The organism is Streptomyces antioxidans, assembly GCF_000968685.2.
Lineage (GTDB): Bacteria > Actinomycetota > Actinomycetes > Streptomycetales > Streptomycetaceae > Streptomyces > Streptomyces antioxidans.
This window is the reverse complement of the sequence record NZ_LAKD02000014.1, coordinates 1-26,251: the sequence shown is the minus strand read 5'-3', so window position 1 is coordinate 26,251 and position 26,251 is coordinate 1. Positions and strand designations below refer to the sequence as shown.

15 protein-coding genes and 1 pseudogene are annotated in these 26,251 nt (G+C 71.7%); 12 read left to right on the top strand and 4 right to left on the bottom strand.

What is annotated here, in order from left to right:
* The first annotated feature begins 170 nt into the window (after positions 1 to 170).
* Both VT50_RS07700 and VT50_RS07695 read left to right on the top strand, forming a co-directional pair.
* Positions 171 to 1,136, top strand: a complete 966-nt coding sequence (locus tag VT50_RS07700; RefSeq protein WP_075200468.1) for a ParB/RepB/Spo0J family partition protein — start codon at positions 171 to 173, stop codon at positions 1,134 to 1,136.
* 195 nt (positions 1,137 to 1,331) lie between these two features.
* The gene (locus VT50_RS07695) at positions 1,332 to 2,393 is read left to right on the top strand and encodes a fatty acid desaturase family protein (RefSeq protein WP_046088597.1); all 1,062 of its coding nucleotides are present in this window, start codon (positions 1,332 to 1,334) and stop codon (positions 2,391 to 2,393) included.
* 70 nt (positions 2,394 to 2,463) lie between these two features.
* On the opposite strand, the gene VT50_RS07690 is transcribed toward VT50_RS07695, so the two are convergent.
* The gene (locus tag VT50_RS07690) at positions 2,464 to 3,609 is read right to left on the bottom strand and encodes an alpha-hydroxy acid oxidase (protein WP_420822171.1); all 1,146 of its coding nucleotides are present in this window, start codon (positions 3,607 to 3,609) and stop codon (positions 2,464 to 2,466) included.
* Complete coding sequence (gene hppD / locus VT50_RS07685) at positions 3,593 to 4,732, bottom strand: 4-hydroxyphenylpyruvate dioxygenase (protein WP_046088596.1); 1,140 nt, start codon at positions 4,730 to 4,732, stop codon at positions 3,593 to 3,595. The genes VT50_RS07690 and hppD overlap by 17 nt, the downstream gene beginning before the upstream one ends.
* A 190-nt stretch (positions 4,733 to 4,922) precedes the next feature.
* Here hppD and VT50_RS07680 point away from each other — a divergent pair, with 190 nt between their 5' ends.
* The 7 genes and pseudogenes from VT50_RS07680 to VT50_RS07650 all read left to right on the top strand — a co-directional run.
* The gene (locus VT50_RS07680) at positions 4,923 to 6,113 is read left to right on the top strand and encodes a prephenate dehydrogenase (RefSeq protein ID WP_075200467.1); all 1,191 of its coding nucleotides are present in this window, start codon (positions 4,923 to 4,925) and stop codon (positions 6,111 to 6,113) included.
* Positions 6,114 to 6,248: 135 nt separating this feature from the next.
* Positions 6,249 to 7,622: an aminotransferase-like domain-containing protein gene (locus VT50_RS07675; protein WP_046088594.1), complete on the top strand. Its 1,374-nt coding sequence runs from the start codon at positions 6,249 to 6,251 to the stop codon at positions 7,620 to 7,622.
* Between the two features lie 88 nt (positions 7,623 to 7,710).
* Complete coding sequence (gene dpgA, locus VT50_RS07670; protein WP_046088593.1) at positions 7,711 to 8,784, top strand: 3,5-dihydroxyphenylacetyl-CoA synthase DpgA; 1,074 nt, start codon at positions 7,711 to 7,713, stop codon at positions 8,782 to 8,784.
* A gap of 41 nt (positions 8,785 to 8,825) precedes the next feature.
* Entirely contained in the window at positions 8,826 to 9,485 is a 660-nt protein-coding gene (gene dpgB / locus VT50_RS07665; RefSeq protein WP_053048704.1) for an enoyl-CoA-hydratase DpgB, read from the top strand.
* Entirely contained in the window at positions 9,482 to 10,795 is a 1,314-nt protein-coding gene (gene dpgC / locus VT50_RS07660) for a (3,5-dihydroxyphenyl)acetyl-CoA 1,2-dioxygenase DpgC (RefSeq protein WP_420822170.1), read from the top strand. The genes dpgB and dpgC overlap by 4 nt, the downstream gene beginning before the upstream one ends.
* Positions 10,796 to 10,858: 63 nt before the next feature.
* Positions 10,859 to 12,352: a tryptophan 7-halogenase gene (locus VT50_RS07655; RefSeq protein WP_046088591.1), complete on the top strand. Its 1,494-nt coding sequence runs from the start codon at positions 10,859 to 10,861 to the stop codon at positions 12,350 to 12,352.
* Between the two features lie 2 nt (positions 12,353 to 12,354).
* Positions 12,355 to 13,146 (top strand): annotated as a pseudogene (locus VT50_RS07650) (alpha/beta fold hydrolase); the annotation flags it as partial.
* On the opposite strand, the gene VT50_RS07645 reads toward VT50_RS07650, so the two are convergent.
* Entirely contained in the window at positions 13,145 to 14,566 is a 1,422-nt protein-coding gene (locus VT50_RS07645) for a sensor histidine kinase (RefSeq protein WP_063893251.1), read from the bottom strand. The pseudogene VT50_RS07650 and the gene VT50_RS07645 overlap by 2 nt on opposite strands.
* Before the next feature lie 8 nt (positions 14,567 to 14,574).
* On the bottom strand, positions 14,575 to 15,228 hold the full coding sequence (locus VT50_RS07640) for a response regulator transcription factor (RefSeq protein WP_020866837.1): 654 nt from the start codon (positions 15,226 to 15,228) through the stop codon (positions 14,575 to 14,577).
* Positions 15,229 to 15,504: 276 nt separating this feature from the next.
* On the opposite strand from VT50_RS07640, the gene VT50_RS07635 reads away from it, so the two are divergent.
* The 3 genes from VT50_RS07635 to VT50_RS07625 form a co-directional block, all read left to right on the top strand.
* On the top strand, positions 15,505 to 15,711 hold the full coding sequence (locus VT50_RS07635) for an MbtH family protein (RefSeq protein WP_046088588.1): 207 nt from the start codon (positions 15,505 to 15,507) through the stop codon (positions 15,709 to 15,711).
* Between the two features lie 54 nt (positions 15,712 to 15,765).
* Positions 15,766 to 17,733 carry an ABC transporter ATP-binding protein gene (locus VT50_RS07630; RefSeq protein ID WP_046088587.1) on the top strand — a complete coding sequence of 656 codons (1,968 nt, stop codon included), beginning with the start codon at positions 15,766 to 15,768 and terminating at the stop codon, positions 17,731 to 17,733.
* A gap of 64 nt (positions 17,734 to 17,797) precedes the next feature.
* Positions 17,798 to 26,251: non-ribosomal peptide synthetase (locus VT50_RS07625; protein ID WP_143645191.1), on the top strand; the 8,454-nt coding region annotated here is incomplete at its 3' end.

Below are 26,251 nucleotides of genomic sequence, written 5' to 3'. Positions count from 1 at the left end.
GGGTGGTCGATATTGATCGGCCACGATCGGCGGCAATCAGCGACGATCGACGAAGATCAGCCGCAATCGGCCACGGTCGGCGATCTTCGACGTGGTGTTCACGGTATGCCTGCCACCCCCGGATGGAGTTTCTTTCGAGGCGAGCTCGCCTTGGAGCGGGGGGTTTGGCGATGTTCGATCAGCAACTTGAGGAAGTGGTCGTCGAAGTCGACATCGCGTCGATTTCGACGGCGGAGTCACCACGAAGTTCAGGGGAGGACCCGGAGCACATCCAAGCACTGGCGGAGACGGACGCCACGTTACCGCCCATCATCGTTCACCGGTCCACGATGCGGGTGGTCGACGGCGCCCACCGGCTACGGGCCGCGGAGCTCCGCGGCGACCAGAAGATCAGCGTCACGTTCTTCGACGGCAGCAAGGCCGACGCGTTCGTCCTGGCCGTCGGCTCCAACATCACCCATGGCCTGCCGCTGTCGATGGCGGACCGCAAGTCCGCGGCCGCGCGCATCATCGTGTCGCACCCCCAGTGGTCGGACCGCATGATCGCGTCGGTCTCGGGCATCTCGGCGGGTACCGTCGCGGAGATCCGGCGGCGGACATCGGCCGAGGACGCGGCCGGTGGCAGCCGTATCGGTCAGGACGGCCGGGTCCGTCCCATCAACAGTGCCGCCGGGCGCGAGCTGGCGAGCAGGCTGATCACGGCGAACCCGGGTCTGTCGCTGCGCCAGATCGCCCGGGCCGCGGGGATCTCCCCGGAGACCGCGCGGGACGTCAGGAACCGAATGAACAGGGGCGAGGACCCCCTGCCGAGGTCGCGCGGCGCGGCGAAGGCCGGGGGTCGGCGGACCGAGGCGCTGAGCCGGTCCACGGCGGGCGCGGCCACCGCCGAGGTGGTCCCGATGGCGGACCGCCTCGCGGCCGTACACCGCCTCACCTCGGACCCCGCCCTGCGGTTCAACGAAACGGGCCGCAGGCTGCTCAGGCTGCTCAACGTCAATATGCTCAGTGCCGAGGAATGGCAGGAGATCATCGCGAACGTGCCGCCGCACTGCAGCGGCATCGTCGCCAGTCTCGCCCGTGAGTGCGCGGGGATGTGGGACGAGATCGCGGTCCGGGTGGATCTCCAGCTCGCCTAGTACCGCAGCCGCGTTTCGCCATCCGGCCCGGTGAGTCGGGACACCGGGAGCAGGAGAGGTGTAGCCAGCCCCCTGTGGAACCTGGGGGCTGGCCCCCCTGCGGTCGGGGTGGTGCCGCCATAGCGCCGATTGGCCTTCGGTCCCTACGTTTGTGCAGGTCAGAGTCTTATGGCCGCTACAGGACCGGAGTCCTTCATGCCGCAGGCCACCATGCCGTCCGAGCCCCGCGCACTCGCCCGTGGCACCGTGTCGCAGGGGAGTGAGTTCGCTCCCCTCCTGAGGGAGGTCAGGAGGCAGGGGCTGCTGGAGCGGCGCAGGGGTTGGTACACGCGGATGATCACCGTGAACCTCCTCGCCCTGGCCGCCGTGGTGACGGTGCTCGCCCTCGCCGGGAACACCTGGTGGTCGCTGCTGCTCGCCCCGCCGCTCGCGGTCCTGTCCGCCCGTACCGCCTTCGTCGGCCATGACGCCGGACACGCCCAGATCGCCTCCGGCCGCCGGGCCAACCGGGCCCTCGGGCTCCTCCACGGCAATCTGCTCCTGGGCATGAGCTACGCCTGGTGGAACGACAAGCACAACCGGCACCACGCCAACCCCAACCACATCGAGAAGGACCCCGACGTCGGTGTCGGCGCACTCGTATGGACCGCGGAGCAAGCCGCCGCACGCCGTGGCCCCGCCCGTTGGGTGACGCACCATCAGGCCCTGCTGTTCCTCCCGATGCTGCTTCTCGAGGGCATCGCGCTGAAGGTGAGCGGTGTCCGGGATCTGCGACGGCAGCCGGTTCGCGAACGGGCCGTCGAAGGCGCCCTCCTGGCGCTGCACGCCATCGGCTACGGAGCCCTGTTGCTCATCTGCCTGCCGGTGGACAAGGCCATCGTGTTCGCCCTGCTCCACCAGGCGCTCTTCGGGCTCCATCTGGGCATGGCGTTCGCCCCCAACCACAAGGGCATGGAGATGCCCGACCCGGCGGCCGAACGCCGCTGGGGCCATCTGCGCCGACAGGTCCTGACCTCGCGCAACGTACGCGGCGGTGCGGTCACCGACTGGCTGCTCGGCGGACTGAACTACCAGATCGAACACCACCTCTTCCCGAGCATGCCCAGGCCCCACCTCAGGCTCGCACGGCCACTCGTGCGACAGCACTGCCACCTCCTCGGGCTGCCGTACGCCGAGACGGGGCTGCTGGACTCCTATCGGCAGGGGCTGCGGCACATGCACACGGTCGGCCGGTCAGCGGCGTCGTTGGAGGTGTAGGTGACCGCTCAGCGGCGTCGTTGGGGGAGTAGCCGGCCGATGGTGTCGCTGCCGCCCCTGCGGACGCCGCTCACCGTACGGTGCGCAAGGTCCGGGCCACGGTGACATCGGCGCAGCCCGCCAGCCCCAGGGCCGTCCGCAGTTCGGTGGCCAGCAGCTCGAACACCCGCCGCGCCCCCGCCTCACCCGCCGCGGCCAGCCCCCAGATCACCGGCCGTCCCACCAGCACCCCGGCGGCGCCGAGGGCCAGGGCCCTGAGGATGTCCGTACCGCTGCGGACACCGCCGTCGAGCAACAGCTCGCAGCGGTGGCCGTCGAGCACGGGCGCCAGCTCGGCCAGCGCGTCCAGGCTCGGCACGGCTCCGTCGAGCTGACGGCCGCCGTGGTTGGAGACCACCAGCGCGTCGACCCCGGCCTCGGCCGCGCGCAGCGCGTCCTCCCGCGCCAGCACACCCTTGAGCACCAGCGGCAGCCGCGTGTGCTCGCGCAGCCGGTCCACCGTGGCCCAGGTCAGCGCGGGGGAGAACGCCTCGCTGGTGTGCGCGGCCACCGCCGAGTCACCGGCGGGCCGGATGTGTGCCGTTCCGCCCGCGTCGATGTTGGCGGCGCGCACCTCGGCCGGGAGCGCGAACCGGTTGCGGACGTCCCGCAACCGGCGGCCCATCCACGGGACGTCGACGGTGAGCACCAGCGCCTCGCAGCCCGCGTCCTCCGCCCTGCGCGCGAGCTCCAGCGTCCGAGCGCCGTCGCGCAGCCAGTACAGCTGGAACCAGACGGCCCCGCCGACCGCGGTGATCTCCTCGACCGGCACACTGCTCAGCGTGGAGACCGCGAACGGCACCCCCGCGGCCTTCGCCGCCCGGGCGGTGGCCAGTTCGCCGTCCCCGCTCACCAGCCGGTGATACGCCACCGGGGCCACCGCCAGCGGCATCGCCGCCGGACGGCCGAGCAGCGTGGCATCCGTCGTGCACCGCGAGACGTCCCGTAGCACCCGGGGCACGAGGAAGGTGCGGTCGAACGCCGCGCGGTTGGCGGCCAGCGTCAGCTCGTCACCGCTGCCGCCCGCCACGAAGTCCCGGACGTCGGGGGGCAGGACGGCAGCGGCGGCGCGCTCGAGATCGGCGAGACACTCGATACCGTCGACGGCGCTGGCACCTGTCCCGGTCGTGCCTGCCCCCGCCGCACCGCCAGCGGTGCGGTCAGCGCCGGAAGTCACGCTGTCCGGTCCTCTCCAGCTCCACGGCCTCGTACAGCGCCTTGATGTTCGCGCTGCCGAAGGTCTGGGCGCCCTGCCGCTCGATGACCTCGTAGAAGAGGGTGTGCCGCGGGTGGGTCGAGGCGGTGAAGATCTGGAACAGCTGCCCGTCGTGGTCCTCGTCCGCGAGCACCCCGGTGGCGCGCAGATCGGCCAGCCGCCGCGGGCTGAGGCCGATTCGCTCACCCAGCAGGTCGTAGTACGCGCCGGGCGTGGTGAGGAACGTGACGCCACGGTCGGACAGGGTGCGCACGGAGCCGACGGCGTCGTGCGAGGAGAAGGCCAGGTGCTGTACGCCCGGGCCCTGGTGGCTCTTCAGGAACTCGTCGATCTGGCCCGGCAGGGCCGTGTCATCGGGTTCGATGAGCGTGAGGGTGACGGTGCCGGACGGGCTCTGTACGACCTTCGAGTGCATCGCCTGGGCGCCGACGACGATGTGCTCCGCGAAGACGTCACGGAAGCCCAGCGCCCGTTGGTAGTACGCGACGGTCGGGCCGAGGTCGCCGGTGCCGAGGCAGACCGCGATGTGATCGATGTCGAGCAGGCCCGCGCCCTCGGCCACGTCAGCCTCGGAGCCCGGCCCCCCGGGCCGCGCCCGGTTCTCCGTCGGTACGGAATCCGCCGGTACGAAACCCGCGGGCAGCCCGGGGCCCGCGTCCGGCGCGCGCTGCACCAGCGTGTGGACCACGTCCCCGAAGCCCCGCACCGCGGCGGTGACGGACGGGCCGTCACCGGTGTGCCGGACCGGTTGCCGGTGGACACCGGCGCCGTTCGCCACCGCCGCCCCGAAGGCCGCCCGCACGTCGGCGGTGCGCAGCGCGATGTCCGCCACTCCGTCGCCGTGGCTGAGCACATACGCCGAGGCGGGGTGGCGGTCGGAGGTCGCCTGGGTGAGCACCAGCGTGATCCCTCCGTGCCGCAGCGCCAGGCTGTGGTGGTCCGCGGAACCGCCGCTCCCGACGATGGCGAACGCATACCGGTCGACCCACTGGAACGCACTCGAATCCAGGTTCTCCACATACAACTCGACGTAGTCGATGGCGAGATCCGCCAGCGGCTCAGCGGCTTTCGGTGAATTCCTCACAATGGACCCCCAGATGCGGAAGAAAACCGAGCCCGCAGAACTCTAGGCGGCCATCGGCGCGTCCAGCCATCGACGCCATTCCGGCGGTTAGCGGAACTCGTGGACGCCGGGCCCTCTCCATAAGCTGCGCCGTGTTCTGTGTTTCCGGGTCGCGCTCCCCTTGGACGGGTGATGTCTTGTGATACGCACGATGGCCGTCATCGGCACCGGCCTCATCGGTACGTCGGTCGCGCTCACCGCTGCCGAGGAGGGCGTGTCGGTGTACCTCTCCGACCGGAGCCGGGCCGCCGCCAGGACCGCCGCCGCGCTGGGCGCGGGCCGGGCGGAGGACCCGCCGGAGCCGGTCGACCTGGCCGTGCTCGCGGTGCCGCCGAGCCGGATCGCCGAGGTGCTGATCGCGGCCCAGGAACGCGGTCTGGCCCGCGCCTACACCGATGTGGCGAGCGTGAAGGAGCGCCCGGAGCGGGCCGTGCTCGCCCGCGCCCCCGAGCCCTCCCGCTACATCGGCGGCCATCCGCTGGCCGGTCGGGAGCGGTCGGGGCCGCTGGCGGCGCGGGCCGGGCTGTTCCGGGGCCGTCCCTGGGCGCTGACACCGCACCGGCTGACCTCGCGCGCCGCCCTCGACCGGGGCCTGGAGCTGGCGGAGTTGTGCGGCGCCGCCCCGGTGGTGATGCGCAGCCGGGAGCATGACGAGGTGGTGGCGCTGACCTCGCACGTTCCGCATCTGCTGGCCAGCGTGATGGCCGCCCGGCTGCGCGACGGCCCGGCCGGGGTGCCGCTGCTCGCCGGTCAGGGGCTGCGCGATGTGACCCGGATCGCCGCCGGGGACCCCCGGCTGTGGAGCGACATCCTGCGGTCCAACGCGGCCGCCATGGCCGGGGTGGTGACGGAGCTGCGGGCCGATCTGGCCCGGGTGGCGGCGGCGCTCGCCGCGCTCGCCGAGGACCAGGACGCAAGTCATGAGGCAGGCCATGACCAGGGCGTACGGACCCTGGAGGACCTGCTGGCCCGGGGCGCCGCCGGGCTCGCGGGGCTGCCGCGCCGCCCTGGCGTCGGCCCGCCCGCGCCCCAGGCGGCGCTACGGATCCTGGTCCCGGACCGCCCGGGGGAGCTGGCCCGGCTGCTGGCAGCCGTCGCGGCGCTCGGCATCGCCGCGGACGACGTCACGGTGGAGCCCGCACAGCCCGCACAGCCCGCACAGACCGCACAGACCGCGCAGACCGCAGGGACGGCCGAGACCGTGGAGCCCGCAGAGGCCGCCGAGGACAGCGGTCTACAAGTGCGCGTGCCCGTTCCCGCCACCGACGCCGAGCGGATCGGGGCCAAGCTGGGCGCCGACGGCTGGGAGCGGGCAGCGGCCGAATCGGTGCCCGCCCGATAGCGCTCCACGAGGGACGCCGACAAGCCCGTCCAAGCGCGCAGTTCGAGCAATTGGACGGCATTGTCGAAAGACCGACGGGCGTGTGATGCTGAAGCATCCGAGCCGCCCTCATTCATTTACCGCCCGGGGGAATTCATGGCAGGAACCACCATCGCCGCGCAGACCCGGCCACGGGACCATCTGGAAATGGCAGAGCTGCACGGCAGCATTTCCGAGCCGGTGCTGGACACGATGAACTTCCTCAATGAGGTGACCCATCGCTATCCGGACGCGATTTCCTTCGCCCCGGGCCGTCCGTACGACGGCTTCTTCGATACCGAGCAGGTCTTCACCCACATCCGCCACTATCTGGACCACCTGGCGGAGCGGGGGAGTTCACCGGCCGACATCCGTACCGCGCTCTACCAGTACGGGCCGACCGCCGGGCAGATCCGGCAGATCATCGCCGACTCGCTGCGCGTGGACGAGGACACCGAGGTGCCGCCCGAGTCCATCGTGGTGACCGTGGGCGCCCAGGAGGCGATGCTGCTGGTGCTGCGCGCGCTCTTCGCGGGCCCCGACGACGTCCTGCTGGTATCCAGCCCCTGCTATGTGGGGATCACCGGCGCGGCCCGGCTGCTGGACGTGCCGGTGCGCCCGGTGGAGGAGCGCGAGGACGGGTTCCACGCCGCCGACCTGGAGGCCGCGGTGCTGGCGGAGCGGGCGCGCGGCCGCCGCCCCCGCGCGTTCTACGTGGTGCCCGACCACTCCAACCCGTCCGGGAACACCATGGGTCCGAAGGCCCGGGAGGAGCTGCTGGAGCTCGCCGAGCGCCATGACTTCCTGGTGCTGGAGGACAGCCCCTACCGGCAGGTGAGCCCCGGGACCCCGCTGCCGACGCTGAAGTCCGGGGACCGGGCCCGCCGCGTGGTGCAGCTGGGCTCATACTCCAAGACGGTCTTCCCCGGCGCCCGGGTCGGGTTCGCCGTGGCCGACCAGCGGGTCCGGGACACCGCGGGCGGTGAGCGGCTGCTGGCCGACGAACTCGCCAAGATCAAGAGCATGGTGACGGTCAACACCCCATCGCTGAGCCAGGCCGCCGTGGCGGGCGCGCTGCTCGGCGCCCGGGGCCGCCTGTCGGAGCTGAACGCCGAAGCGGCCGCGTACTACGGCGAGGCGATGCGGGAGATGCTGCGGCGGCTGGACGCCCGGCTGCCCGCCGCCCGCCGGGAAGCGCTCGGGGTGCGCTGGAACGAGCCCAGCGGTGGCTTCTTCCTCACCCTCCGGGTCCCGTTCCGGGTGGACAACACCGTACTGACCACCTCCGCACAGGACTTCGGCGTGATCTGGACGCCGATGACGCACTTCTACCCCGGCACCGGCGGCCACCACGGCATCCGGCTGTCCATCAGCTATCTGACCCACGCCGAGATCGATGAGGGCACGGCGAGGCTCGCGCGCTTCATCGAGGCGCACTGCGCGCCGCACACCACGTCCAGCGCGCCGCACGGCACCAGCGGATCCCAGTGAGAAGAGCGAGAAAGGTGAGGCCCGTGTCCGGACTGAGTCGCAGTCGCCGACCCCGGAGCAAGCCCCGCATGTGGGGGTGGACCTTCCGATGACCCTGGCAGCCGAGTTGCGGCCCCGCGCCCTCGGCGTGGGGACGGCGGTGACCTCCACGTCGTACACCCAGCAAGAAGTGCTCGACGCCTTCGAGATCATCGACCCCAAGATCCGTTCGGTGTTCCTCAACAGCGCCATCGACCGCCGCCATCTGACGCTTCCGCCACCGGACGGCAACGGCGGCCGTGTCCCCGAACCGCAGGGCGATCTGCTCGACAAGCACAAGGCCAAGGCCATCGAGATGGGCGCCGAGGCGCTGCGCGCCTGCCTCAAGCGGGCCGGTGCCGAGCTGGCCGAGCTGCGCCACCTGTGCTGTGTGACCTCCACCGGACTGCTCACCCCGGGGCTGAGCGCCCTGCTCATCAAGGAGCTCGGCATCGACCGGCACTGCAGCCGCTCGGACATCGTGGGCATGGGCTGCAACGCCGGGCTGAACGCGCTGGGCGTGGTCACGGGCTGGGCCGCCGCCCACCCCGGCGAACTCGCCGTCGTGCTCTGCGCCGAGGCCTGCTCCGCCGCGTACGCGATGGACTCCACGATGCGCACCGCCGTTGTGAACAGCCTCTTCGGGGACGGCGCGAGCGCGATCGCGCTCCGCTCAGGGCCGGACGGCGTGGCCGATCCCGAGGGGCCGCGCATCCTCAAGTTCGCCAGCTGCATCATCCCGGACGCCTCCGACGCCATGCGCTACGACTGGGACCGCGAACAGGGCCGCTTCAGCTTCTACCTGGACCCGCAGATCCCGTATGTGGTCGGCGCCCACGCCGAACTGGTCGTGGACCGGCTGCTGGCGGACACCGGGCTGCGCCGCCGGGACATCTCGCACTGGCTGGTGCACTCGGGCGGCAAGAAGGTCATCGACGCCGTCGTCGTCAACCTGGGGCTCACCCGGTACGACGTCCGGCACACCGTCGGCGTGCTGCGCGACTACGGCAACGTGTCCAGCGGCTCGTTCCTCTTCTCCTACGAACGGCTCCTGGACGAGGGAGTCGCCGAACCGGGTGAGTACGGCGTGCTGATGACCATGGGGCCCGGCTCCACCATCGAGACGGCGCTGGTCCAGTGGTGAGCGCGGAAGGCGCTGGCCCGGTGATGAGCGCGGAGGGTGTCATGGAAGAACCGCTGACCGTGGTGATCGACGGGGCCGAGCCGCCGACCGCCGCGACCGTGAGCGCCGTACAGGCCGCATGCGACCAGGCCGAGGACCGCCCCGGCCGCGGACTCGTCGCCGTACGGGTCGGCGGCGCCCCGGCCACGGGCTGGACCGGCGACCTCGATGTGATGCGCATCAGCAAGTGGGAGCGGGCGCTGCGCCGTCTGGAGCGGCTGCCCCGGGCCACCGTCGCGGTGGCCTCGGGCGACTGCGGTGGCGCGGCCCTGGACGCCTTCCTCGCCTGCGACATCCGGGTGGTCACCCCGGGCACCCGGCTGCTCGTCCACGGCGACACCACGGCGACCTGGCCCGGCATGGCGGCCTATCGGCTCGTCCAGCTCGCCGGGCCCGCGCGGGTCCGCCGGGCACTGCTGTTCGGCGTGCCCATCGAGGCCCCCGAGGCGATTGCGCTCGGCGTGGCCGACGAGCTGGCCGACGATCCGGCCGGTGCGATCGCGGCCGCCGCCCGGCTGGCCGGCGGGCTGGCGGGAAAGGAACTCGCGATCCGTCGGCAACTGCTCTTCGACGCCGCGACGACCAGCTTCGAGGACGCCCTCGGCCCCCATCTGGCCGCCTGTGACCGCGAGTTGCGGCGGCCCGTCGCGGAGGCGTCATGACGGTGCCGATGGGCTTGATGACCACGCCGGAGGCGTCCGTCCCGCTCTGGCCGGAGCTGCGGCAGGCGGCGCACCGCGTCGACGAACTGGTGGCGAAGCTGCCCGACCCCGGCGTCCGGACACCCGAGGAGCGGGCCGAGCTCGCCGCGGCCAAGGACACCGCCCGGGCGCTGCGGACCCGCTATCTCCACACCCACGCCGACGCCGTGTACGACCACCTCACCAGCGGCGGCGCCGATGAGCTCCACATCGCCGAACTCGTCGCCGCCGCCGCGGACGCCTTCCCCGCGCTGCTGCCCACGGCCGGTCAGCTCGCCGCCGACCGCGCCCGGCGGCAGGCGGACAAGGAGGGGCACGAGATCGACCAGGGCATCTTCCTGCGCGCCGTACTGGCCTCGCCCCGGTCCGGGCCGCGGCTGCTCGACGCGATGCTCCGGCCGACGCCACGCGCGCTGCGGCTGCTGCCGGAGTTCACCAGGACCGGCGTCCTCGAGACGACATCCGTACGGATGGAGCGGCGCGACGGCGCGGCGCACCTGACGATGTGCCGGGACGACTGCCTGAACGCCGAGGACGAGCAGCAGGTCGACGACATGGAGACCGCCGTGGACCTCGCGCTGCTCGACCCGGAGGTGAGGGTCGGGGTGGTGCGCGGCGGCCCGATGAGCCATCCCCGCTACCGCGGCCGACGGGTGTTCAGCGCGGGCATCAACCTCAAGAGCCTCCACGCCGGGGCCATTTCGCTGGTCGGCTTTCTGCTCCGCCGCGAGCTTGGCTATCTCCACAAGCTGGTCAGGGGAGTGCGCACCGAGACCGCCCCCTGGCACTCCCCGACGGTCGAGAAGCCGTGGGTCGCGGCCGTCGACACGTTCGCCATCGGCGGCGGCACCCAGCTGCTGCTCGTCTTCGACCACGTGCTCGCCGCGTCGGACGCCCATCTCAGCCTGCCCGCGGCCCGCGAGGGCATCGTGCCGGGGGCCGCGAACTTCCGGCTCGGCCGCCACACCGGACCGCGGATCTCCCGGCAGGTCATCCTGCAGGGTCGCCGGATCCGGGCCACCGAACCCGACGCCCGGCTGCTGATCGACGAGGTGGTCGAGCCCGAGGAGATGGACACGGCCGTGGCCGGTGCCGTGCAGCGGCTCGGCGGCCCGGCGGTCGTGCCCAACCGGCGGATGCTGCGCGGGGCCGAGGAGCCGGTCGAGGAGTTCCGCCGCTATATGGCCGAGTTCGCGCTCCAGCAGGCGCTGCGCCTGTACGGCGAGGACGTCATCGGCAAGGTCGGCCGGTTCGCGGGGCGGAGCGCATGACCGCTGCCGCGCCCCGGTGCACAACCGAGAAGAGCAATGGACAACGCCAGGTAGGGGGAAGCGATGAGCAGTGAGGATCGTGAACAGTACGACGTCGTGGTGGTCGGGGGCGGTCCCGGTGGTTCGACACTGGCCGCGCTCGTCGCCATGCGGGGCCACCGGGTCCTGATCCTGGAGAAGGAGACGTTTCCGCGGTATCAGATCGGCGAGTCCCTGCTGCCGTCCACGATCCACGGCGTCTGCCGGATGACCGGAGTGGCGGAGAAGCTGGCCGCGGCCGGGTTCACCCCCAAGAAGGGCGGCACCTTCCGCTGGGGTGCCAACCCCGAGCCGTGGACGTTCTCCTTCTCGGTGTCCCCGAAGATCGCGGGGGCCACCTCGCACGCGTACCAGGTCGAGCGCTCGAAGTTCGACACCATCCTGCTGGAACACGCGGTGGAGAAGGGCGCCGAGGTCCGCTTCCTGGCGTCGGTCTCCGATGTGCTCGAGGACGGTGAGCGGGTCACCGGTGTGCGGTACACCGACGCGGCCGGCACCGAACACGAGGTGCGGGCCACGTACGTCGTGGACGCGTCCGGCAACGGCAGCCGGCTGCACAAGCGGGTGGGCGGCACCCGGGAGTACTCGCAGTTCTTCCGCAGCCTCGCGCTGTTCGGCTATTTCGAGGGCGGCAAGCGGCTGCCCGCCCCCAACGCGGGCAACATCCTCTCCGTGGCGTTCGAGAGCGGCTGGTTCTGGTACATCCCGCTCACCCCGGACCTCACCAGCGTCGGCGCCGTCGTCCGCCGGGAGAACGCCGACAGGATCCAGGGCGATCCGGAGCGGGCGCTGATGGCGCTCATCGACGAATGCCCGCTGATCAAGGAGCATCTGTCGGACGCCACCCGGGTGACGGAGGGCCAGTACGGCCAGCTGCGGGTGCGCAAGGACTACTCGTACCACCAGACCACGTTCTGGCGGCCCGGACTCGTGCTCATCGGCGACGCCGCCTGCTTCGTGGACCCGGTCTTCTCCTCCGGCGTCCACCTGGCCACCTACAGCGCGCTGCTGGCGGCCCGCTCGATCAGCAGCAGCCTGGCCGGGATCGTCTCCGAGGAGGCGGCGTTCACCGAGTTCGAGGCCCGCTACCGCCGGGAGTACGGCGTCTTCTACGAGTTCCTGATGTCCTTCTACGACATGCACGTGGACGAGGACTCCTACTTCTGGTCGGCCAAGAAGGTCACCCACAACCAGCACACCGAGCTGGAGTCGTTCGTCGAGCTGGTGGCGGGCGTGTCGTCCTCGGAGTTCGACCTCGACGGGGCCGAGTCGGCCGCGCTGCGCATGAAGTCCAAGTCGGCCGAGTTCGTCTCCGCCATCGACGAGATGTCCACCGACGCCGAGGGGAACATGACGCCGCTGTTCCGCTCCTCCGCGGTGCGCCAGGCGATGCAGGAGGGTGCGCAGGTGCAGAGCCGGGCCTTCCTCGGCGAGGACCTCGGCCCCGATGTGCCGATGTTCCCCGGCGGGCTCATCACCTCCGACGACGGCATGCTCTGGCAGCCGGGACCGGCCTGACGATGCCCGTCGTCCGGATCAACGGGATACAGCTGCACTACGAGGAGCACGGAACGGGGGACCCGATCGTCATGGTCACCGGCACCGGGGCCCCCGGCCGGATGTGGCGCACCCACCAGGTGCCCGCGCTCAGGGCGTCCGGCTTCAAGGTGATCACCGTGGACAACCGCGGGATCCCGCCGAGCGATCCCGGCGCCGAGGGCTTCACCCTCGACGACATGGCGGCGGACATCGCGGGCCTCATCGAACACCTCGGCGCGGGCCCGTGCCGGATCGTGGGCTTCTCCCTGGGCGGCATCATCGTCCAGGAACTGCTCCTGGCCCGGCCCGAACTCGTCCGGTCGGCCGTGCTGATGGCGACCAGCGGCCGGGCCGACACCTTCGCCACCGCCCAGGCGATCGCGGAGATGGACCTGGCCGACAGCGGGGTGAAGCTGCCGCCCCGCTACGCCGCCTATGTCAACGCGCTGCAGAGCCTGTCCCCGCACACCCTGGCCGATGACCAGCGGCTGCGCGACTGGCTGGACATCTTCGAGATCTCCGCCGTCGACCTGGCCTCGGTCCGTGGCCAGCTCGGCCTGCAGCTGATCCCCAACCGGCTGCGCGCGTACGCGGCCATCCGCTGCCCGTGCCTGGTCCTGGGCTTCGAGCACGACCTGATCGTACGGCCGCAGCTGACCCGGGAGGTCGCCGACGCCATCCCGGGCGCCCGCTACACCGAGATCCCCGGCTGCGGACACTACGGCTATCTGGAGAAGCCAACGGCGGTGAACGCCGCGCTCGTCGGCTTCTTCACCGGTGCTCCCCCCGCCGCTGCGGTGGCGGCACCGGGCCGTGGGCGGGTGGCGGCTCCTTCCGGTGGGCCGGTGGCGATCCCGGCCGGTGGTCCCGTGGCGGCTCCTTCCGGTGGTCCCGTGGCGGTCCCGGTCGGTGTCCCGGTGGGTGCGGAAAGCCGATCGTGAAGACGAGGCCCCCCTCCGGGCGGGCCTCCACGGCGAGCGTGGCGTCATGCGCCACCGCGATGGCCTGCACGATCGACAGCCCGAGGCCCAGACCGTCCTTGTTGGTCCGCGGGTCGCCGAGCCGCTGGAACGGCTGGAACAGCTGGTCCAGCGCGCTCGGCGGCACCACCGGACCGGAGTTGGCCACGGTCAGTACGGCCCGGTCCGGCGCGTCCGCCGTGGCCACCTCCACCCAGCCGTACGGCTCGTTGTGCCGCAACGCGTTGTCCACCAGGTTGATGACGAGCCGTTCGGCCAGCGGGCGATGGCCCGCGGCGACCGTGGCCGCCAGCGCACGGCGCAGCGTGACCCGCCGCTGCTCCGCATCCGTCCGGCGGCCCGCCACGACCTCCCGCGCCAGCCGGTCCAGGTCGAACGGCCGCCGCACCTCGATCCCCGCATGGCTACGGGCCAGGGTCAGCAGCGCCTCGATCATGCGCTCCTGCTGGGCGCCCGCGGCCAGGATCCGCTCATGCGCCGCGCGCAGCGATGTCACGTCCGCGTCGGGATCCGACAGGGCCAGCTGCCCCAGCGTCCGCTGCCGGGCGAGGGGGGTGCGCAGCTCGTGGGAGGCGTTGGCGACGAACCGCCGCTGTGCCTCGAACGACGTCTCCAGCCGGCCGAGCAGACCGTCGAACGTATCGCCCAGCTCCTTGAGTTCATCGCTCGGGCCCTCGAGGGCGAGCCGTTGGTGCAGGCTGGTCGCCGAGATCTCCCGGGCGGCGCCGATGACCGTACGCAGCGGGCGCAGTATCCGCCCGGATACCACCCAGCCCAGCGCGATCGAGATGACCGACATCAGGCCGAGCGCGATCGCGGACTGCACCAGCAGGTCGTGCAGCACGGCGTCCCGCTGCAGCTCCATGATCTCCCGCGCCGCGGCCGGGAGGACATCACGGGTGTTCTCCCCGATGTGTCCCCGTGGCGGTGGCACCGGCGCGGAGTGGCCGTCGGTCTCGCCCGCCCGCGGCCCACCGCCGTCCGGTGCGGGCTGCCCGCCGGACAGCGAGCCGCCGCCCGAACCCAGCACCAGCAGATACGTGATCGTCAGCAGCGCCGCCCCGGAGAGCAGGAACAGCGCCCCGTACAGCAGCGTCAGCTTCAGCCGGACCGTACGCCGGGGCAGTGGCGCACGCACGAGCCGGGCGGTGAGCCGGGAGAGCGGAGACATGAGCCGGGACGGCGCGGACATGAGCCGGGACACGACAGGCATCGGCGGCCTCAGATCCGGTAGCCGCGCTTGGCGACGGTCTCGATCACCGGAGGATCACCCAGCTTGGCCCGCAGCCTGCTGATGGTGATCTTCACGGCGCTGGTGAACGGATCGGCCGCCTCGTCCCACACCCGCTCCAGCAGCTCCTCCGCGGAGACCGCCCGCCCCTTCGCCGACAGCAGCAGCTCCAGCACGCCGAACTCCTTGGGCGCCAGCTCCAGCGGTCGGCCCGCCCGGGCGGCCTTGCGGCGCGCCGTGTCCACCACCAGATCGCCGTGGTGCACCACCGGCGGCACGGCCGGATGCGCCCGCCGCGCCAGCGCCCCGATCCGGGCGATCAGCACCGGGAAGTCGAACGGCTTCGCCAGATAGTCATCGGCCCCCAGATTGAGCCCGTCGACCAGATCCTCCGCCGAGGCCGCCGCGGTCAGCATCAACACCCTGCTGCGGCAGCCGGACGCGATCAGCTCGGAGCAGATCTCATCGCCGTGCATCCCGGGCAGATCCCGGTCCAGCACGATCACGTCGTAGTCACTGAGCAGCGCCCGCTCAAGACCGCTCTCCCCGTCGAACGCCACGTCGACGGCCAGCTGGGCCCGCCGTAAGCCGACGGCCACCGCCTGCGCCATTTCCTGGTCGTCCTCCACCACGAGCACGCGCACCCGCTCCCCCTCCTCGGTCTGTCCAACGGCCCCGCCCGGCCTTGCCCCCTGGACAACGGGATCCAGAATGCCCCGGCTCCGGTTTCCGCGTGGTTTCACCCGTTGACCCGTTGATCGGTTTGGCCCTTGACCGGCTGACCGTCGATCCGCTGCCCCCTTGTCCAAGTGCCGAGAATACGCGGTTGGACGGCACTTCAATAGTCGACCTTGCCGCTCCCGATGGGCCCTCGTTACCTTGAATTTCGGCCCGCTCCGGGGAAGTTGGAAGGAGTGAAGATGACCAATCCGTTCGACGACGAAAACGGTTCCTTTCTGGTCCTGCTGAACGACGAGGGCCAGTATTCGCTGTGGCCCGCCTTTGCCGAGGTACCGGCCGGCTGGCGCGTCGTATTCGGCGAGGACACCCGCAAGAACTGCCTGGACTACATCGAGGAGAACTGGCGCGACATGCGCCCCAAGAGCCTCATCGACCAGCTCACATAGGTCGGACCGACCCAAGCCGAGGAGAGCGTCGTGTCCATAGGCGGCCCAGGGCCGATGATGATTCGCGCGGTGGGCCCCGACCCATCCGTGACCAAGCAGAAAATAAAGGCAGGGACCGCGAAACGGATCGTTCCGTATACCCGGCCGTACCGCGTCAGCATCTGTCTGCTGCTGCTCATGACCGTGGCGAACGCCGCCATTGTCGTGGCCGTCCCCATCCTCTTCAAATACCTCATCGACAATGGCATCGCCGAACATGATTCCGATGTCGTCGTGGGTATCGCCGTGGCGGTCGGCGGGCTGGCGCTCCTCGGCGCGCTGCTGGGGTTCGGCGAGGCGTGGTACTCGGCCCGGGTCAGTGAAGGGCTCGTCTACGGGCTGCGCACCGAGGTCTTCGACCATGTGCAGCGCCAGCCGCTGGCGTTCTTCACCCGGGCCCAGACCGGCGCCCTGGTCAGTCGGCTCAACGCGGATGTGGTCGGGGCCCAGCAGGCCCTGACCTCCCTGCTGTCCACGGTCGTCTCGGCCGCGTTCACCCTGCTGTTCGTCCTCATCACGATGTTCTACCTGTCCTGGGTGATCACCCTGATCTCCCTGGTCGTACTGCCCTTCTTCATCCTCCCCGGCAAGGTCGTCGGGCGTCGGCTGCAGCGGCTCATGCGCTCCCAGATGGAGCAGAACGCCGAGATGGGCGCGCTGATGAACGAGCGGTTCAACGTGACCGGAGCGCTGCTGGCCAAGCTGTACGGGCGGCCCGGCCGGGAGCTGCGCCAGTTCACCAAGCTGGCCGGAAGGGTCCGCGACCTCGGCGTGCTGACCGCCGTCAACGGCAAGCTGCTCTTCCTGTCGATGGTCCTCCTCAGCGCGCTCGCCACCGCCGTGGTCTACGGCGTCGGTGGCCGCCTCGTCATCGACGGCGCGTTCGAGATCGGCACCCTGGTGGCCCTGGCCACGCTGCTCACCCGGCTCTTCGGCCCGATCAACCAGCTCTCCAGCGCCCAGGCCAACGTGGTCACCGCCCTCGTCAGCTTCGACCGGCTCTTCGAGATCCTCGACCTCAAGCCGCTCATCTCCGAGAAGCCCGACGCGATCGCCCTGCCCCGCGACGGCGCGCCCGAGATCGTCTTCGACGGCGTCTCGTTCTCGTACCCGGCCGCCGCCGACGTCTCGCTCGCCTCCCTCGAGTCGATCGCCATACCGCGGTCCGAGCGCGCCAGGAACGACTGGACGCTGCGCGAGCTGAGCTTCCGGCTGCCCGCCGGGAAACTCACCGCTCTGGTCGGCCCCTCGGGCGCCGGAAAGACCACCATCACCCATCTCGTACCCCGGCTGTACGACCCCGGCGAGGGCGCCGTCAGCATCGACGGACACGACCTGCGGGACCTCACGCTGGAGTCCCTTTACGACACCGTCGGCGTGGTCACCCAGGACGCCTACCTCTTCCACGCCACCATCGGCGACAACCTCCGCTACGCCCGCCTGGAGGCCACCGAGCAGGAGATGATCGACGCCTGTGAGGCCGCCCAGATCCGGGGCCTGATCGAGTCCCTGCCCGACGGTTTCGACACCGTCGTCGGCGACCGCGGCTACCGGCTCTCCGGCGGTGAGAAACAGCGCATCGCCATGGCCCGGCTGCTGCTCAAGGCGCCACCGGTGGTCGTGCTCGACGAGGCCACCGCACACCTCGACTCCGAGTCCGAGGCCGCGCTGCAACGGGCGCTGGAGACCGCGCTCGCGGGGCGCACCTCGCTGGTGATCGCCCACCGGCTGTCCACGATCCGCGACGCCGACCAGATCCTCGTGATCGACGGCGGCCGGGTGCGGGAGAGCGGCACCCATGAGGAACTTCTGGCCCGGGACGGGCTCTACGCGGAGCTGTACCGCACGCAGTTCGCGGGGCGTGGCGGACGACCGGGCGGCCATGAGGCGCCGCCCAACGGACACGGACCGGTGCCGCCTCCTGGCCACGGGCCGATGGGCAATGGACACGCGCAGGGAGCTCCGCCCACCACCATCGGGTAGCCCGACCACCACCATCGGGTAGCCCGACCACCGCCATCGCGTACCGCAGCAGAGGGAGACATCCATGCATGGCACGACCGAGTCCTGGCGACCGCTGGGCGAGCTCTTCGACGCCCAGGTGGCCGAGTCGCCGGACGCGGTGGCGGTGGTGGGTGCGGGGGGTCTGGAGTGGTCGTACGCGGAGTTGGGGGCGCGGGCGGACCGGGTGGCCGGGACGCTGGCCGCGCACGGGGTCCGGCGCGGTGACTTGGTGGCGGTGGTGCTGGACCGGTCCGCGGAGCTGGTGGCGGTGTGGCTGGGGGTGGCGAAGGCCGGGGCGGGGTTCGTTCCGGTGGATCCCGCGTATCCGGCCGAGCGCATCGGATGGATGATCGAGGACGCCGGGCCGGTGCTGGCCGTGTGCTCCGCCGGGACACGGGCGCTGGTTCCGGCCGGGGTGGAGTGCCTGCTCTGGGATCCGGCCGCGGAGGGCGAGTCGGCGCCCGCGGTGTCCGTGGCCGCCGATGACGTGGCGTATGTGATCTACACCTCGGGCTCGACGGGCCGCCCCAAGGGTGTGCTCGTGACCCATCGCGGCATCGGCAACCTGGCCGCCGCGCAGATCGACCGGTTCGCGGTGGACGCCGGTGCGCGGGTGCTGCAACTGGCGTCACTGAGCTTCGACGCCGCGGTCTCCGAGATCTGCATGGCGTTGCTCTCGGGCGCCGCGCTGGTGATGGCGGACGCCGACAGGCTGCCCCCGCAGGGGTCGTTGAGCGAGACCGTGGCCGAGTACCGCGTCACGCATGCCACCGTGCCGCCGTCCGTGCTGGCGACCGTGGAGGAGCTGCCGGAGAGCCTGCGGACGCTGGTGGTGGCGGGTGAGGCGTGCCCGCCGGGACTGGTGGAGCGGTGGGCCCCAGGACGGCGGATGATCAACGGGTACGGCCCGACCGAGGTCACCGTGTGCGCCACGATGAGCGCGCCGCTGAAGCCGTCACCGTCCGGGCCGGTGCCGATCGGCGGGCCGATCGCCAACACCACTGTCCGCGTACTGGACGAGCGACTGCGGCCGGTTCCCGAAGGGGTGCTGGGCGAGGTGTACGTCGCGGGGCCCGGGCTTGCCCGGGGCTATCTGCGCCGCCCGGGGCTGACGGCGTCACGCTTCGTGGCCTGCCCGTTCACGGGCGGGCGGATGTACCGCACGGGCGACCTCGCCCGGCGGACCGCTGAGGGTGAGCTGGTCTTCGGCGGGCGCGCCGATGAACAGGTGAAGGTGCGTGGCTTCCGGGTGGAGCCGGGCGAGATCGAGGCCGTCCTGGCCGGGCACCGGGGTGTCGGCCACGTCGCCGTGGTCGTACGGGAGGACCGCCCCGGGGACCGGCGGCTCGTCGCCTACGTCGTCCCCGACGGGGGCCGCGTGGACACCGCCGCGCTGCGGGAGTACGTGGCCGGGCGGCTGCCGGAGTACCTGGTGCCCACCGCGGTCGTCGCCCTGGACGCGCTCCCGGTCACGGTGAACGGCAAGCTGGACCGCGCCGCCCTCCCCGCCCCCGACTTCACCGACGCGGCGGAGGGCCGTGGCCCGCGGACACCCACCGAGGAGCTGCTGTGCGGGCTCTACGGCGAGATCCTCGGCCTGGAACGGGTCGGCGCGGAGGCCTCCTTCTTCGAGCTCGGCGGCGATTCGATTCTGACGATGCTGCTGGTGTCGGTGGCCCGGCGCGCCGGGCTGGTGATCGCCCCGTACCAGGTGTTCGAGCTCGCCACCCCGGCCCGCCTCGCCGATGTCGCCGAACCGCTGGACAAGGGCGCCACGGCGGGCGACCGGGCCCGTGGCGCCGGACACCTGCCGCTCTCCCCGGCCATGCATGAACTGCTTGACCACGAGGGACTTCAGGCCCCCTCGAGACCCGAGGGGGCCGCGGGCTTCCGGCCGGCCGCGCTGTCGGCGGTGCTGTCGGACGTCCTGGACGTCCCGGCCGGGCTGGACCTGGACGACATCGCCCGTGCGCTGCAGGCCGTCGTCGACCGCCACGACATGCTGCGGGCCCGGTTGGAGACCACGCCGGAACGACGGCTGACCGTGCCCCCGGCGGGCTCGGTGTCCGTACGGCCGTGGACACGGCGGGTGGCGGCGGCCGGCATGGACGCCGATCGCCTCCAGCGGCTGCTGACCGCCGAGTCGGCCGCGGCCGGGCGGCGGCTGGACCGCCGGGCCGGGGTGATGGCCCAGGCCGTGTGGTACGACGGCGGGTCTGGCGCGCCGGGGCGGCTGCTCGTCGTCGCGGACCGGCTGGTGGTCGATGCGGTGTCCTGGCGGATCCTGCTGGAGGACGTGGCCGCCGCGATCGCGGGGCGGGAGCTCCCGCCGGTTACGACGTCGTTCCGCCACTGGACCCGGGCCCTGGCCACGCAGGCCGACAGTCCGCGGCGGCGTGCCGAGCTGCCCGCATGGACCGAACTCCTCGCCCCCGGCGACCCGTTGCTCACCAACCGCCCCGCCGACCCGCCCCGCGACGCGAACGCCCCGGTGCTCCGCGTCTCCGTACGCATCCCGGCCGACACCACGGCGGCAGTGTTGACCGCACTGCCGGACGCGTTCCACACCGGCCCCGAGACCGCTCTGTTGACCGGGCTGACCGCGGCCCTCGCCACCTGGCGCGACGGCCGGGGCCGAACCGGTGGCTTCCTCGTGGACGTGGCGGCGCCGGACCACGGACGTGGCGCCCTGGGCAGCGGTGACCTGGACAGCAGTGCTGCGGGCAGCGGTGTCCTGGGCAGTGGCGCTCTCGGCGGCGGCGCTCTGGACAGCGGCACCCTGGGCAGCGGCGCCGACCTCTCCCGCACCGTGGGCTCGTTCGCCCACCGCCACCCCGTACGGCTCGACACCGGGACACTCGACCTCGCGGAGATCCGCCTCGGCGGGCCTGCCGCGGGCCGGGCCATGAAGCACATCAAGGAACAGCTGCGAGCCGTCCCCGGCGGTGGACTCGGCTATGGCCTGCTGCGCCATCTCAACCCCGACACGGCCGCCGCCCTCGCCGCCCTGCCCACCCCGCGGCTCGGCTTCACGGCCCCGGGCGACGACCACTCGCCGCCCACGCATCCCCTCGAAGTGGCCGCCCGCGTCGAGGGAGCCGAACTGGTCCTCAGCCTGGACTGGACGCAACCCCTCCGCACCGAACCGACCGCCCGGAGGCTGCTCGAAGCGTGGGCGGAGATGCTGTCCGGCCTCGCCGCACACTCCGGCGGCGGCCATACGCCCTCCGACTTCCCGCTGATGGCACTCGACCAAGCCCAGATCGAAGAGCTTGAGGCCGAGGTCGCGGGCGGAGTGGTCGACGTACTGCCGCTGTCCCCGCTTCAAGAGGGCCTGCTCTTCCACGCGATGTTCGATGAGCGGGAGCGGGACATCTATGTGGAGCAGAAGGTCCTGGAGCTCCAAGGGCCCCTGGACGCAGGTAAGTTGCGCGCGACATGGCAGGCGCTGGCCGAGCGACACGGCAGTCTGCGCACCGGCTTCCGCCGCCTGGTCGGCGTGGACGAACCCGTCCAGGTGATCGCCCGCCACATCACCCTGCCCTGGCGCGAGGAGGACCTTTCGCACCTCGATCCCGAGGTGGCGCGGGACCGCGCGGACCGGCTGGAGAGCGCGGAACGGGCCCGCCGCTTCGGCCTCGCGGCCCCGCCCCTGGTGCGGATCCTGCTGGTGAAGACCGGCCCCGACCGCCACCGCATGGTGGTGACCCTGCACCACATCGTGCTCGACGGCTGGTCGCTACGGATCCTCATCCGCGAGCTGTGGGCCGTCTACGCGGCCGGAGGCAACCCCCGCGAACTGGCGCCGACCACGCCCTACGGCGAGTATCTGGCCTGGCTGCGCCGCCAGGACCGGGAGGCCGCCCGCGCCGCCTGGCGGCGGGCGCTCGACGGCGTGACCGAACCGACGGCGGTCGCCGCGCTCGACCCGAAGGCCAAACCCGTCCTCACCCGCAAGGTCCTCGCCGAGACCGACGACCATCTGGCCGGTGCGCTGCGAGAGCTCGCCCGCACCCACGGCGTCACGCTGAACACCGTCCTCCAGGTGGCCTGGGCCCAGGTCGTCGGCAAGCTCACCGGCCGGAGCGATGTGGTGTTCGGCGCCGCGGTGGCCGGACGTCCACCGGAGCTGGCGGGGATGGCGGACATGCTGGGGCTCTTCATCAACACGATCCCCGTACGGGTCCGGCTGCGCCCGGCCGACTCGATCGCCCACCTGCTCACGGTCGTGCAGGCCCAGCAGTCCGCGCTGCTCGGCCACCAGCACTTGGGCCTCAAGGAGATCCAGCGCCTGGCCGGACCTGGCGCCACCTTCGACACCCTGATGGCCTTCGAGAACTTCCACGCGGACGAGACCGGACCGGCCGCCCCCTTGCGGCTGAGCGCCAGCACGACCCGCATGGCCACCACCTTCCCGCTGACGCTGGGAGTGGACCCGGCGGACGAGCTGACGTTCTGGCTCGACTACCGCCCGGACGCGTTCGACGATGAGGCCGCCCGGGGCGTGGTACGGCGGCTGGTGCGGGTGCTGGAGCAGATGGCGGCGGATCCGGCGCGGCGGGTGAGCGAGGTCGAGGTGCTGGGGCGCGGGGAGCGGGCTCGGGTGGTGGCGGGGTGGAATGCCACGGAGCGGGTGGTGCCGGTGGGGCCGCTGGGCGAGTTGTTCGATGCCCGGGTGGCCGAGTCGCCGGATGCGGTGGCGGTGGTGGGTGCGGGGGGTCTGGAGTGGTCGTACGGGGAGTTGGGGGAGCGGTCGGATCGGGTGGCCGGGGCGTTGGCCGCGCGCGGGGTCCGGCGTGGTGATCTCGTGGCGGTGGTGCTGGAGCGGTCCGCGGAGCTGGTGGCGGTGTTGTTGGGGGTGGTGAAGGCGGGTGCGGGGTTCGTTCCGGTGGATCCGGCGTATCCGGTGGAGCGGGTTGGGTGGATGGTCGAGGACGCCGGGCCTGCGCTGGTGGTGTGTTCTGAGGGGACGCGGGGGTTGGTTCCGGCTGGGGTGGAGTGCTTGGTGTGGGGTTCGTCCGTGGAGGGTGTGTCGGCGCCGGTGGTGTCGGTGGGTCTGGATGATGTGGCGTATGTGATCTATACGTCGGGGTCGACGGGGCGGCCGAAGGGGGTGGTGGTGACCCATCGTGGCATTGGCAATCTGGCGGCCGCGCAGGTGGAGCGGTTCGCGGTGGACGCCGAGGCACGGGTGCTGCAGTTGGCGTCGTTGAGCTTCGACGCCGCGGTCTCCGAGATGTGTATGGCGTTGCTGTCGGGTGCGGTGTTGGTGGTGGCGGACGCGGACAGGTTGCCGCCGCAGGGGTCGTTGAGCGAGACGGTGGCCGCGTACGGCGTCACGCATGCCACCGTGCCGCCGTCGGTGTTGGCGGCGGTGGAGGAGTTGCCGGAGGGTCTGCGGACGTTGGTGGCGGCGGGTGAGGTGTGTGCTCCGGGGTTGGTGGAGCGGTGGGCGTCGGGGCGGCGGATGGTCAATGCGTACGGGCCGACGGAGGTCACGGTCTGCGCGACGATGAGCGCGCCGCTGCAGCCGTCACCGTCCGGGCCGGTGCCGATCGGCGGGCCGATCGCCAATACGCGGGTGTTCGTGCTGGACGCGTTTCTGCGGCCTGTGCCCGTGGGCGTGTTGGGCGAGCTGTATGTCGCGGGGCCGGGGCTCGCGCGTGGCTACCTCGGGCGTCCTGGGCTCACGGCGTCACGCTTCGTGGCCTGCCCGTTCACGGGCGGGCGGATGTATCGCACCGGCGACCTCGCCACGTGGACGACCGATGGTGAGCTGATCTTCGGTGGCCGGGCCGATGAGCAGGTGAAGGTACGTGGCTTCCGTGTCGAGCCGGGTGAGATCGAGGCCGTTCTCGCTGAACACCGGAGCGTCGCACAGGTCGCCGTCGTCGTACGGGAGGACCGCCCCGGCGACAAGCGACTCGTGGCCTACGTGGTTCCTGGTGGAGACGCCGACACCGCCGGGCTGCGCGAGTACGTGGCCGGGCGGCTGCCGGACCACATGGTTCCCGCCGCGGTCGTCGCCCTGGATGCCCTGCCGGTCACCGTCAACGGCAAGCTGGACCGCGCCGCCCTCCCCGCACCCGACTTCTCCGATGCCACCGGGCGTGGCCCGGCCACGCCGACTGAGGAAATCCTCTGCGGCCTGTACTGCGAGGTTCTCGGGCTAGAACGCGTCGGCGCCGAGGTGTCTTTCTTCACCATCGGTGGCGACTCGATCCTCGCCATGAAGCTCATCGCCCGGATCGGCGCAGTCCTCGACACCGAGCTCAACATCGGCGAGCTGTTCGCCGCGCCCACGGTGGCCGGGGTCGCCCGCCTCGTCGCGGGGGCGGGGAGCACGGCCCCCCGGGCCGCGCTGACGCCGAGGCCGAGGCCGGAGGTCCTGCCGCTCTCGTACGCCCAGCGGCGCATGTGGTTCCTCAACCGGCTCGAGGAGACCAACCCGGGGGCCGGAGCCGTCTACAACCTGCCGCTGGCGTTGCGGATATCGGGAGAGCTGGACATCGCCGCGCTGGAGGCCGCGCTGGGCGATGTCGCCGACCGGCACGAGAGCCTGCGCACGTTGTTTCCCGAGACCGATGGCGAGCCGCGCCAGCAGGTGCTGGAGGGCGAGGCGGGTCGGCCGCGACTCGTCGTCGTGGAGACCAGCGGGGAACTCCTCGCGGCCGAGCTCGGGTCGCACGCGGACCGCGGCTTCGATGTGACCGTCGATCTGCCGTGGCGGGCACGGCTGTTGAGGACCGGACCGTCGGAGCATGTGCTACTGATCGTCGCGCATCACATCGCCGTCGACGGCTGGACGATGGGTGTGCTGGCGCGCGACCTGGGCGCGGCGTACGCGGCTCGCCGGGCGGGTGGCGCGCCGGGGTGGGCGCCGCTGCCGGTGCAGTACGCGGACTACGCGCTGTGGCAGCGCGAGGTGCTGGGCGACCCCGGGGACCCGGGCAGCGTGATCAGCGGCCAACTCGGCTACTGGCGCGAGGCGCTGGCCGGTGCGCCTCAGGAACTCGCCCTGCCGACCGACCGGCCCCGGCCCTCGGTGTCCTCGTTCCGCGGTGGCGAAGTGCCGATCCGCATCAGCGCGGAGACCCATGCCCGGCTGCTGGACGTGGCCCGCCGTGGGCGCGCCACCATGTTCATGGTGGTGCACGCCGCCCTTTCCGTGTTGCTGAGCCGGGTGGGTGCGGGGGAGGACATCCCGATAGGCGTGCCGATCGCGGGCCGTGGCGACCCGGCACTGGACGACCTGGCCGGGTTCTTCGTCAACACCCTGGTCGTCCGTGCCGACCTCAGCGCGGACCCGTCCTTCGCGGAGCTGCTGGCCCGGGTGCGGGAGACCGATCTGGCGGCGTACGCACATCAGGACGTGCCGTTCGAGCGGCTGGTCGAGGATCTGAACCCGTCACGTTCGCTCTCCCACAACCCGCTGTTCCAGGTCCTGCTGGCCCTGCAGAGCGTCCCCGAGCCGCAATGGGGCCTGCCGGGGTTGCGGGTCCGGCGGATCCCGGCGGCCGCCCAGGTCCCGGCGCGCTTCGATCTGTCGCTGGACCTGGCCGAGCACCGTGATGGTGCGGGGGCACCGGCGGGGTTGGGTGGGGCGTTGTTGTTTGCGGTGGATTTGTTTGATGAGGGTACGGCGTGGGGTTTGGTGGGGCGTTTGGTGCGGGTGTTGGAGGCGGTGGCTGCTGATCCTGGGGTGCGGGCCAGTGAGATTGATGTGGTGGGGGAGGTGGAGCGGGCCCGGGTGGTGGAGGAGTGGAATGCCACCGACGCTGTGGTGCCAGGCGGTTCGATCGTGGAGCGGTTTGAGGCGTGGGCCGGGGCGGCGCCGGATGTGGTGGCGGTGCGGTGTGGTGATGAGGCGCTGTCGTACGGGGAGTTGGACCGGCGGGCGAATCGGTTGGCGTGGTTGTTGTACGGCGTTGGTGTGGGTCGTGAGTCGCGGGTCGCGCTGTGTCTGCCGAGGTCGGTGGACATGGTGGTGGCCGAGCTCGCGGTGTGGAAGGCCGGTGGGGCGTTCGTTCCGCTGGATCCGGAGTATCCGGCCGACCGGTTGGGTTTCGTGATCGCGGACAGTGGCGCGGAAGTGGTCTTGGGCACGGTCGATTGCCTTGATGGTGTCTCGGTCGGTGTTGCGCGCGTTGTGCGTATGGAGGAGGCGAGCGGCTTCCCGGCGGAGCCGCTGGGGGCGGTGATCGCGTCGGAGCAGTTGGCGTATGTGATTTATACGTCGGGTTCGACGGGGCGGCCGAAGGGTGTGGCCGTCGCTCACGGTGGGGTGGTGAATCTGGCCGAGGCGATGCGTCCGGTGTTGGGGATGGACGCGGGCGTGGTGGCGTTGCAGTTCGCGTCGTTCAGCTTTGACGCGGCAATTCTCGATGTTGCGGTCACTCTTGCCGCTGGTGGGACGTTGGCGGTGGCGAGTGCGGAGGAGCGTAGGGATCCGCGGGCGTTGGCGGAGATGGTCGGCCGGTGTGGGGTGGGCGTGGCC